This is a genomic window from Acidisoma cellulosilyticum (assembly GCF_020621385.1).
Taxonomy (GTDB): domain Bacteria; phylum Pseudomonadota; class Alphaproteobacteria; order Acetobacterales; family Acetobacteraceae; genus Acidisoma; species Acidisoma cellulosilyticum.
Genome location: NZ_JAESVA010000004.1, coordinates 562,327 through 572,597 on the forward strand (window position 1 = coordinate 562,327; position 10,271 = coordinate 572,597).

A 10,271-nucleotide genomic window follows, 5' to 3' on the forward strand; every position below is an offset into this window, starting at 1 on the left:
TTGGCCGTCAAACGAGCATAACGCTATCCGCGAGCATTGCCATCTGGATCGGCCTGCAGGGACAAGCTGGCGCATCAGAAATTGCACAGCTCCTTGGCGGGACGCCCCCATAGCTTTGCCTGATCATAGGCTGCCTGAGAATTGCCGACCGGTGGATTGGGCAGGAAATTGTATTTATGGGGAGAGCCACTGTCGGACGGCGGCGTATTGGGATCAGCCGGCAGCGAAACCGATCCAGGCAGAACCACGTCAGTCTTGATGTATTTCACGAGTGTTTGCACGGCCAGCCAACCTTCGAAATAGCCAGACTGAATGGCGGTTCCAATCAGATCTCCGTTCACCACGTGGCTGGAATCACCGTGGCAGGTGCCCCCGATGATGAAAATATTCTTGCCTGGAATGAGCCCGTTCTCTCGCGCCGCCTGAGCCGTCGCACCGGCCATGGAATCATTCTCGGTATAGACCCAGGTGATCTTGCTCTTTTCTGCGGGAATGATCTGCGATGCGACTTTATAGCCGGAATCTTCCAGAAAGCCGTCGGCAGGGGTCACTGATATAACGGTGAGCTTTCCCTTGATGGCATTCTCGAACCCGGTAACCCGATCATCGCCTGCGGAAACCCCGGCGGGAAACCGGATGATGGCACCGGCGTCGCACTTGGTCGCGCTATGCGCGCAAGCGGCAAGCAACATTTCCCCGGCGGTCTTGCCGCTGAGATCATCGCTCGCACCGGCATAAGCCGTGAAGAATTTCTCCGTTCCTTTCAGCGGTAGCTGATTGGTAACGACAACCGGAACCCCGGTTCGCGACAAGGCGCGCATCGCCCCTACGCCGGCGGCATTGTCGAACGGGTACCAGACATATCCTGCAACTTTTTCGCCGGAAGCAAGTTGCTGCTGCACCTGAGCGTTCTGCTCAGCCTGGTTGAAATTATTCTCAAGAAATTTGACAGCATATCCGGACTCCGCGGCTTTCGCCTTGGCGCCCCTCTCCATCTGCCCGATATAAGGATTGGTGCTGGAGGGAAGAAAGTAAACGATCTCGCCTTTATCCTCGGCAAAGGCACGGCTATCCGTCCAATGAAATGCCGCTATTGCTGCGATTCCGGCGACTACTAATAACCCATGCCTCATTTTACTCTCCCCAGTTCGTTATTATTGGCCGCAATTGAGTTGCGCGCTTTTATCGGGTGGTCGAGTTATTGGGTCACGAAAATACTATCTAGTTCGTACATGTCAAGATCATCTCCTCCTCTCCCGTCACAAGGGCGTTGGGCTCAGTCGGTGCTTCGCAAATAGCTCAGGACCGCGTCCTTGATCATTGTGCGATGACGCTTGCGGATAGCCGGGTCGGTCGGATCAAGGTCAAAAATGGTTTTGAACGTATATTGATTTGAGACCCGAAAAAAACAGAAGGAACTCAGAAGCATATGAATATCGACGGGCTGCACGCGGCGGCGAAACACACCTTTTCGAAAGCCCTCCTCAAGAATGCGCCCCAGGGTCTCGATGACCGGAACATTGAGCGTCGCAATCGAGGATGAACGCGCCATATGCTCTGCACGGTGGATATTCTCGATCGCTACAAGGCGGATGAAATCGGGATGCGATTCATCATAGTCAAACGTGGTGTCAATCAAGGTCATCAGGGCCTGTTCGGGCGCAAGTTTCCCTAAGGCCAGCTTGTCTTCGACGGCGCGTATCGATTGATAGGCGCGTTCAAGGACCGCCAGATAAAGACCTTCCTTGCTTTCAAAATAATAATAGATCATCCGCTTGGACGTCTTGGTGAGCTCGGCAATCGCGTCCACGCGCGCGCCGGCAAGTCCAAGGTCCGAGAACTCTTTTGCCGCAACAGCCAGAATATCCTCCTTCGTTTGGTCGGGGTCATTCCGGCGGGGCGAGCGGAGCTTGGTTGTTACACTCATCACTTCCATCAGTTTCAGGTGTTGGCACTTTAAAGCCGTATCGACCGCGCGCGCTCCTGTCCAGACGTTGCCGCGCTTTCCCCCTCAGGGTCGTCCGCGCATCGAGAGGTCTTTTCAAGACGCGTTTTCGGTATTATGTACGCACTGGTTAGTTTACAAAACCGACAAAATCGGTGCGCTAGCTGCTGAGGGAAAGACAATGGCAACGATCAGGGCTGGCCTCATCGGCGCAGAGATCCAAGGCTCCCGCTCGCCCGCCATGCACATGCATGAGGGTAGGGAAACTGGCCTTTCGTATAGCTACGAGCTGATCGATACGGCGAAACGCGGCCTGGGTCCGGAGGACCTGCCCGATCTGCTGGACGATGCCGAGAGGCGGGGTTTCAGCGGACTGAACATAACCCATCCCTTCAAGCAAAGGGTTCTGCCACTCCTCACTGCGTTGAGCGATGACGCGCGCGCGATCGGTGCGGTGAACACGGTCGTTTTCAGCAAGGGTCAAAGGATCGGTCACAATACTGATTGGTGGGGATTCCTGGAAGCATTCAAGCTTGGGCTTCCGAACGCGGACTACACCTCTGTCGTGCAGCTTGGTGCGGGCGGCGCGGGAGCCGCGACGGCCTTCGGCATGCTGCGCCTGGGAACAAGACGTCTGACGATCTTCGACACGAATGAAAGCCGCGCGACAGCGCTTGCCTCCGACATGCAAAAGCTCTTTCCCGACAGCATGGTAGAGCCGGGTCTTGATCTATCAGCGACGCTTGCATTGGCACAAGGGATCGTGCACGCAACGCCGACAGGCATGGTGGAGCATCCCGGCCTTCCACTGCCGGCGGCTTTCCTGGACCCCAGACTATGGATCGCGGAAGTCGTCTATTTTCCGCTGAAGACAGCCCTCCTCCAGGAGGCAAGCTCGCGCGGCTGCAGAACCTTGAACGGTGGCGGGATGGCTGTTTTTCAAGCGGCCGAAGCCTTTAGATTATTTACAGGCCGCAAGCCTGACGCAAACCGCATGCTGTCGCATTTTCGGTCGATGACAGAGGAAGATCAGGTGAGAGACTAAGTCGCCGCAAATCCCTAACGCGGCAAGGAGGAGGCCACCGGTGAAGACATCAATCGCAACCGTATCCTTAAGCGGTGACTTACCCGAAAAGCTTGACGCGATCGCGCGCGCCCAGTTCACAGGCGTTGAGATCTTTGAAAATGACTTCCTGACATTTGACCACTCTCCGGCGACGGTGGGGCGCATGGTCCGGGATAAGGGACTCACCGTCACGCTCTTTCAGCCTTTCCGAGACTTCGAGGGCATGCCGGAGCCCCTCCGCAGCCGCGGCTTGGATCGCGCGGAACGAAAATTCGACCTCATGCAAGAACTCGGAGCGGATCTGCTGTTGATCTGCTCAAATGTCTCTCCTCACGCTTTGGGTGGCGTGTCTCGGGCGGCCGACGACCTTCGCGAACTGGGGGAGCGCGCGGCCAAACGCGGTCTGCGCATCGGTTTCGAAGCTCTTGCCTGGGGTCGCTTCGTCAATGATCACCGCGATGCCTGGGAAATCGTTCGCCGGGCTGACCATCCTGCCGTCGGGCTTATTCTCGACAGTTTTCATACCCTGGCGCGTGGTATCGACGTCGCCTCTATCCGTTCGATTCCGTCCGACCGTATCTTCCTCGTCCAACTGGCGGATGCGCCGAAGCTTGAGCTGGACCTGCTGTCCTGGAGCAGGCATTTCCGCAATATGCCCGGCCAGGGCGACCTTCCCGTCACGGCTTTCATGGATGCGATCTGGGCCACCGGCTATGACGGCGTCGTCTCGCTGGAGATATTCAACGACCAGTTCCGTGCCGGTTCGGCCCGCGCCGTCGCGGTCGATGGAAAACGGTCGCTGGTCTATCTGGCCGATCAGCTGGGCCAATTGGATGCTGCGGATAGCATTCCACCAAGGGCGATCTGCCGTGGCGTGGAATTTATCGAATTCGCGCTGAATGAAGCAACCATCGAAGAATTCCGCAATCTCATTGGCGCGCTTGGTTTCCATCTTGCTGGCCGCCATCGCTCGAAACAGGTCGAGCTTTGGTGCCAGGGCGATGTCAATCTTGTCCTGAATTACGAACGTGAGGGTTTTGCACATACATTCTATCTGACGCATGGTCCGTCCGTTTGTGCTTGGTGCCTCAAAGTCGCGGACGCCGACGCTGCCGAGCGCCGGGCAAGCGGCCTTCTCGCCCTTCCGTTTCGCCAGGCCGTCGGCCTGGGTGAGCTTGAAATGCCCGCCGTGCGCGGCGTCGGCGGCAGCCTGGTCTATTTTGTCGATGACAATTCAGGTCTAACGCGATGGCGTGACATCGATTTTGAGGCTGCAAACAAGGAAGATCATTCCCCGGTGCAGGTTGGGATCACGAACGTCGATCACCTTTCCCAGTCGATGGAATATGATGAGATGCTGTCCTGGCTTCTCTATTACGGCTCTATACTCGATTTGAATAAGACGGACGGCCAGGACGTCGCCGATCCCGGTGGTCTGGTGCGCAGCCAGGTTATACAGAACGACGAAAGAAGCCTGCGAATCGTCCTGAACGGGTCGCAAAGCCGGCGCACGCTGTCCGGTCGCTTTCTCAATGAATTTCTCGGGTCAGGCACGCAGCATATCGCGCTCGCGACGAAGGACATTTTCGCGACCGTCGCAGCGCTCCAAAGCCGTGGCTTTTCGCCTCTTCCGATCCCCGCCAATTACTATGATGATCTGATCGCGCGGTTTGGCTTGGATGATGATCTTATCGCGCGTCTCCGCCAGGCGAATATTCTCTATGACCGTGACACTACGGGCGGCGAGTATTTTCAATGCTACACAAAAGTCTTCGCAGAGCGGTTCTTTTTTGAGATCGTCGAGCGGCGCGGCTATGACGGTTACGGCGCTGCCAATGCACCCTTTCGTCTTGCATCCCAAAGCAGACTCTCCCACCGTCCTGAAGGGGTTGCCTGACCAGGCGCAATGCCGATCGGCTAAGTGGAATGACACATAAAAAAGCTGGGGACAAACCTCCAGATCGTTCGAGGAACAAGCAAATCCATGTCTTTGATTGTACCATTTCGGGACCCTGACGCCGGCACGCCGCCCTCGCGCGTTGAAGACTACCGGTCGACCCTGTTGCGCAGTCCTCACCACCGGCCGCTCGCGGTCCCACAGACCTTGAGCGAAGTGACGGGACCGGCTGATTGCTGGGACCGGCTCATGGGCCCTGCCCTGTCCGATCTCACGACCCAGCATGCGGGCCCCCCGATTGGGCAGCGGATTATCGTCTCGGGTCGGGTTATCGACGACAGCGGGCGGCCTGTCCCGAATACTGTGATGGAGATCTGGCAAACGAATGCGGCCGGACGATATGTCCATATCCGCGATCAATGGGACGCGCCGCTCGATCCCAACTTCACCGGAGCCGGTCGGGTGATAACGGATGCCGAAGGGCGCTACCGTTTCATTACCGTGCGGCCAGGCGCCTATCCCTGGGGCAACCACCAGAACGCATGGCGCCCGGCGCATATCCATCTTTCACTGCTCGGGCCGGCCTTTGCAACAAGGCTCGTGACGCAGCTCTACTTTCCGGATGATCCCCTGATCGAAATCGACCCGATCGCGAACGCGGTGCCGATGCCTTACCGCCAGCGCCTCGTCTGCAGGTTCGACATCGCGACGACAGAGCCCCATTGGGCGCTCGGTTACCTCTTCGACATCGTTCTCAAAGGACAAGACCAGACCCCGTTCGAGGATGATGACCATGACCATTGAGCGGCCTGACCGCGCGCACCGCAATCCGGCACCACGACAGGATAATCTCGATCCGGCCTTGTTCGGCCAGACCCCTTCGCAAACGGTCGGGCCTTTCTTTCACTATGGATTGCCCTGGAAGGGTGGCGCGGATCTTGTCGGAAACTCGGATATGGGAGCGCGGACGGATCTTTTTCCGCCGGAACACTACAAGCTGAACCTGAACCCGCAGCACGCGCTGCCTTTGGGAGAGGTTATCGAAATTGCCGGCAGGGTGCTGGATGGTGAGGGCGCACCGGTGCCTGACGCGATGATCGAAATCTGGCAGGCCAATGCGGCTGGTCGATACGCAAGCCTCGTTGACGACCGGACAGACCTGCCGCTGGATCCAAACTTCATCGGCTTCGGCCGGTCCGCCACGGATGCTGGCGGGGTCTGGCGCTTCAAGACGATCCGCCCTGGCCCTGTTCCGGGCCCGGGGAACAGTCCGCAAGCGTCCCATATCGCGATCTCCGTTCTGGGACGCGGGCTGCTGAAGCGTTTGGCGACGCGGCTCTATTTCGCGGATGGGCAGGGCAATGATCTTGACCCGATCTTGAACCTGGTCCCCGCCGAACGACGGCACACGCTCATTGCCACGCGTCAAGATGACGGCGTCTGGTGGCTCGACATCGTGCTGCAAGGGCCGGGTGAAACCGTGTTCTTCGACCTGTGAGCCATCATCTAAGCAATCGGCCGGCGACCACGCCCCGCATGCGGATGATCTTCGCTGACGCGGCGGTCATTTCTCATGCCCTGGCGTTCGAGGCGGCCCTCGCTCAGGCTGAAGCCGCCGAAGGGCTGATCGCCCGTGAAGCCGCCGAGCAGATTGCCGCGACCTGCCGCTCCATCGAGATCGATGCCGCCCTGCTGGCGGACGAGGTTGCCCATACCGGGACCCTCGCTATTCCCCTCCTCCGCCATCTACGCGCAGCCTTGCCCCCGGAAGCCGCCGCGGCCTTGCATAAGGGAGCGACCAGCCAGGATCTGGCTGATACCGTCCTCATGCTGCAGACCAAGGCGGCGGCCTACGATCTGCGACATGATCTCCAACGGATAGTCCGGTCCTTGGCGATATTGGCAAAGCGTCATGCCGGTCTGCCGGCCATCGGGCGTACACTTCTGCAAAACGCTCTGCCAATCGGCTTCGGCTTGCGTCTCGCGCAGATCGCACTCGGCTTACATGAGGCGGTGCAGGTCTTTGACGCGGCGGTCGCAAGCGGCGCCCGCATACAATTCGGCGGCGCCGCGGGGACGCGGGCGGGTCTGGCCGGCCGCGGCGTGGCCGTTGCGGCCCACTTAGCCTCGACGCTTAAGCTTGCGCCAAGCGCGCCCTGGCACAACCGCCGCATCGCCATCGCGTCGATCGCTGCGGCACTTGGGATGGTCATCGGTGCGCTCGGCAAATTCGCCCGTGACATCGCCCTGCTGTCGCAGGACGCCGTTGGAGAGGCCAGAGAGCCGCTTGTCGAAGGGCGCGGTGGCTCCTCCGCCATGGCCCATAAACGCAACCCGACAGGCTGTCAGGTGGCCCTGTCGGCAGCCTTGCGCGCCCCCGGGCTCGTCGCCGGTATTCTCGCGGGATTGCCGCAAGAGGAGGAACGCGGGCTTGGCGGTTGGCAGGCAGAGGGGCCCGCGCTGGCCGATCTATTCCTGCTGGCCGCCGGCAGCGCCGCGGCGATGGCGGTCGTGGCGGACGGCCTCGACATCGACGAAGCATCGATCGCACGCAACCTGAGCGTCGCCGGGATCGGCGAGGATATCGGCGAAAGCCTCGCGATCGTTGCTGCCCTTCTCGCCCAGATTCAGGAGGTGTGACGATGCCGTTCACGCAACGCGATGGCACCCGCATCTACTGGAAGCTTGAGGGCCAGAAGGATCATCCTCCCTTAGTCCTGTTGAATTCCATTGGCACAGATATGAGCCTGTGGGAGCCGACGCTCGCGCTTCTGCGACCGCATTTCCGCCTATTGCGTATTGATATGCGCGGCCATGGCGCGTCTGACGCGCCTGGTGGCGATTACCGTCTCGCTCAACTCGCAGATGACGTGGCCGCCGTCATGAGTGATGCCGGTATCGCGCGGGCCGCCATCGCGGGTGTGTCCCTGGGGGGCATGGTCGCCATGGAAATTGCCCTCGCCCACCCCGAACGGGTCAGCGCTCTGGTCCTGATCTGCACCTCCGCGCGGATGGATAGGGCTGCTTGGCAATCGCGTATCGATACCTTGCGCCAGGACGGGACAGGGGCAATTGCGACAATGGCCGTCAGCCGCTTCCTAACCCCGCGCTTCGCGGACCGCCACCCGGAGATCGCTGAAAGTCTGCGGCAAAGCATCACCGCGCAATCAGACGATGGCTATGCCGGTTGTGCCGCCGCTATTCGCGACATGGCCCTGATAGAGAGGATCGTGAGCATCGCCGTTCCGGTGCTGGTTGTCACCGGGAACTCGGATATCGCGACGCCCTTGACAGGACATGGCGACGTGCTCCTCGCCTGCATACCGAGATCGCACCATATCGCGCTGGAATCGGCGCATCTGCCACCCATAGAGGCGCCGGGTGCTCTTGCAGCATCGATGCGCCGCTTCCTGGCCCCTCGTCCGGATCACGACGCCGCGGCCGACGCCTTATTTGACGCAGGCCTCGCCAATCGCCGTCGCATTCTCGGCAATGCCTGGGTCGACAAGTCCCTGGCTGCCCGTACCCCCTTCAATGCCGATTTCCAGGCCATGATCACGCGTATCGCCTGGCACGAAATATGGGGTCGTCCGGGCCTGGAAGACCGAACGCGCCGTCTCCTTGTGCTCGCATTCACCGCCAGCCTCGGCCGGTGGGAGGAATTCGAACTTCATGTCCGGGCAGGACTGTCTCAAGGCGGATTTACGCAAGACGAGCTGAAAGAATTGCTCATGCAAGCCGCAATCTATGCCGGCGTTCCGGTCGCCAATACCGGCTTCGCAAAAGCCGGTCGGATCATAGCCGAACTTGAAGATGGCTCCGGCACTGATAGACCAGACTAGAAAATAAGGCCCCACTTGGCCGGGCAAGGCTTTCCAACGATAAGAAACTATACCCCGAGGAGGCAATCTTGACTGAACGATCAACCAGGCTCAATGCCAGCGCGACGGGCGTTGCCTCCTCGGCAGCACCCACCAATGCACGAACCGCAATCCTGGCTTTGATATCGATTGCCGTCGTGATCAATTATCTTGACCGCGCGATCATCGGCATCGCCGCGCCCGCTTTCAAGCTGGAGTTCGGGCTGAGCTCGGCCTTACTGGGCGTCGTCTTTTCCGCCTTTTCCTGGACCTATTTCCTGTCGCAGGTCCCGTCCGGGATCCTTCTGGATCGCTTCGGGCCAAGGATGATCTACTCGCTGTCCCTGACCTTCTGGTCTATCATCACCTTGCTGCAGGCATTTGTCGGCGGTGTCGGCTCACTCATCGGGCTGCGCCTGGGGCTTGGCATTGCGGAAGCACCCTGCTTCCCGGCCAATAGCAATGTTGTCGGCATGTGGTTTCCGCGTTCGGAACGTGCCCGCGCCATCAGCGTCTACACCGCCGCCGAATATGTCGGACTTGGCTTTCTGAGCCCCGTTCTGTTCTGGATCATGGCGCATTTCGGCTGGCGCTCCCTCTTTGGCATTTCTGGTGCCATCGGACTGGCCTATGCCTTTGTCTTTTGGTCGCGCTATTCAGATCCGAGCACGAGCAAATCTGTCAACGGCGCCGAGCTTGACCTCATCGAACAAGGCGATGGGATCACGACCAAGCTTGAGCCCGTCAAATTCGAGTGGCGACATATCCGGGCGCTGTTTCGTCACCGCCAGGTCTGGGGTCTCTGCATCGGGCAATTCTCCGTCTACTCGACCATCACATTCTTTCTGACATGGTTTCCGACCTATCTGGTGACGGCGCGGCATATGGCCTGGATCAAAGTCGGTTTCTTCTCGACCTTGCCTTATATAGCGGGATTTTTCGGTGTTCTGGTTGCTGGCTGGTGGTCGGATCGCATGATCAAATCCGGCATCAGCCTCAATCTTTCCCGCAAAGCGCCGGTCGTTGTCGGCTTGCTTGTCTCGGCGATCATTATCGCGGCCAATTACGTCAACAACGATCAAGCGGTCATCGCGATCCTGTCGGTCACCTTCTTTGCTGCCGCCATGGCCAATGCCGGTTGGGCCGTCGTGTCAGAAGTCGCGCCCCGTGGTTTCCTTGGCCTTCTTGGCGGTCTCTACAGTGCCGCCGCAAACCTGGCCGGCATTGTAACGCCCCTTGTTATCGGCATCATCGTACAAAAGACTGGGTCTTTCGTCGGAGCGCTTGTTTTCGTCGGCGTGGTCGCGGCGCTGGGCGCGCTGTCCTGGATCTTCGTCATCGGTGACATTCGAAGGGTCGAGATATCTTAGAGTCCGTCAGGTTTAGTTGGAAACGCCACTAAATCTGTCGTGCGCGGGCCTGGCCGGCCGCACCCCGACCCGCGCATCTACCCGGCGGAGCAAGCAATCGGCCGGCTGGGCGCCGCGGCGGGTAGGTCCGGGG

9 protein-coding genes are annotated in these 10,271 nt (G+C 59.5%); 7 read left to right on the top strand and 2 right to left on the bottom strand.

The window, feature by feature from the left end; translation table 11 throughout:
- Nucleotides 1-74: 74 nt before the first annotated feature.
- Together ACELLULO517_RS14850 and ACELLULO517_RS14855 are read right to left on the bottom strand one after the other, a co-directional pair.
- On the bottom strand, nucleotides 75-1,133 hold the full coding sequence (locus tag ACELLULO517_RS14850; protein ID WP_227308188.1) for a sugar ABC transporter substrate-binding protein: 1,059 nt from the start codon (nucleotides 1,131-1,133) through the stop codon (nucleotides 75-77).
- 143 nt (nucleotides 1,134-1,276) lie between these two features.
- A complete protein-coding gene (locus tag ACELLULO517_RS14855; RefSeq protein WP_227308189.1) occupies nucleotides 1,277-1,927 on the bottom strand; it encodes a TetR family transcriptional regulator in 651 nt (216 codons plus the stop codon).
- On the opposite strand from ACELLULO517_RS14855, the gene ACELLULO517_RS14860 reads away from it, so the two are divergent.
- The 7 genes from ACELLULO517_RS14860 to ACELLULO517_RS14890 all read left to right on the top strand — a co-directional run bounded on the left by ACELLULO517_RS14860 (nucleotide 1,911) and on the right by ACELLULO517_RS14890 (nucleotide 10,138).
- Nucleotides 1,911-2,990 (top strand): shikimate dehydrogenase, encoded by a 1,080-nt coding sequence (locus tag ACELLULO517_RS14860; protein ID WP_227308190.1) that lies wholly within the window; start codon nucleotides 1,911-1,913, stop codon nucleotides 2,988-2,990. The two genes, ACELLULO517_RS14855 and ACELLULO517_RS14860, sit on opposite strands and share 17 nt — an antisense overlap.
- Nucleotides 2,991-3,030: 40 nt before the next feature.
- Complete coding sequence (locus ACELLULO517_RS14865; protein ID WP_227308191.1) at nucleotides 3,031-4,908, top strand: bifunctional sugar phosphate isomerase/epimerase/4-hydroxyphenylpyruvate dioxygenase family protein; 1,878 nt, start codon at nucleotides 3,031-3,033, stop codon at nucleotides 4,906-4,908.
- Between the two features lie 87 nt (nucleotides 4,909-4,995).
- Complete coding sequence (gene pcaH, locus ACELLULO517_RS14870; protein ID WP_227308192.1) at nucleotides 4,996-5,712, top strand: protocatechuate 3,4-dioxygenase subunit beta; 717 nt, start codon at nucleotides 4,996-4,998, stop codon at nucleotides 5,710-5,712.
- Nucleotides 5,702-6,406: a protocatechuate 3,4-dioxygenase subunit alpha gene (pcaG, locus tag ACELLULO517_RS14875; RefSeq protein ID WP_227308193.1), complete on the top strand. Its 705-nt coding sequence runs from the start codon at nucleotides 5,702-5,704 to the stop codon at nucleotides 6,404-6,406. Before pcaH ends, pcaG begins: the two co-directional genes overlap by 11 nt.
- Before the next feature lie 38 nt (nucleotides 6,407-6,444).
- Entirely contained in the window at nucleotides 6,445-7,548 is a 1,104-nt protein-coding gene (locus ACELLULO517_RS14880) for a lyase family protein (RefSeq protein ID WP_227308194.1), read from the top strand.
- A 2-nt stretch (nucleotides 7,549-7,550) separates the two neighbouring features.
- On the top strand, nucleotides 7,551-8,750 hold the full coding sequence (pcaDC, locus tag ACELLULO517_RS14885) for a bifunctional 3-oxoadipate enol-lactonase/4-carboxymuconolactone decarboxylase PcaDC (RefSeq protein WP_227308195.1): 1,200 nt from the start codon (nucleotides 7,551-7,553) through the stop codon (nucleotides 8,748-8,750).
- Nucleotides 8,751-8,818: 68 nt separating this feature from the next.
- A complete protein-coding gene (locus tag ACELLULO517_RS14890) occupies nucleotides 8,819-10,138 on the top strand; it encodes an MFS transporter (protein ID WP_227308196.1) in 1,320 nt (439 codons plus the stop codon).
- Nucleotides 10,139-10,271: the final 133 nt, after the last annotated feature.

Excerpts from the sequence above, each read along its gene's own strand:
- ACELLULO517_RS14850 (WP_227308188.1), bottom strand. The coding sequence starts at position 1,133 with ATGAGGCATGGGTTATTAGTAGTCGCCGGAATCGCAGCAATAGCGGCA.
- ACELLULO517_RS14880 (WP_227308194.1), top strand. The coding sequence starts at position 6,445 with ATGCGGATGATCTTCGCTGACGCGGCGGTCATTTCTCATGCCCTGGCG.
- pcaDC (WP_227308195.1), top strand. The coding sequence starts at position 7,551 with ATGCCGTTCACGCAACGCGATGGCACCCGCATCTACTGGAAGCTTGAG.
- pcaG (WP_227308193.1), top strand. The coding sequence starts at position 5,702 with ATGACCATTGAGCGGCCTGACCGCGCGCACCGCAATCCGGCACCACGA.
- pcaH (WP_227308192.1), top strand. The coding sequence starts at position 4,996 with ATGTCTTTGATTGTACCATTTCGGGACCCTGACGCCGGCACGCCGCCC.
- ACELLULO517_RS14855 (WP_227308189.1), bottom strand. The coding sequence starts at position 1,927 with ATGAGTGTAACAACCAAGCTCCGCTCGCCCCGCCGGAATGACCCCGAC.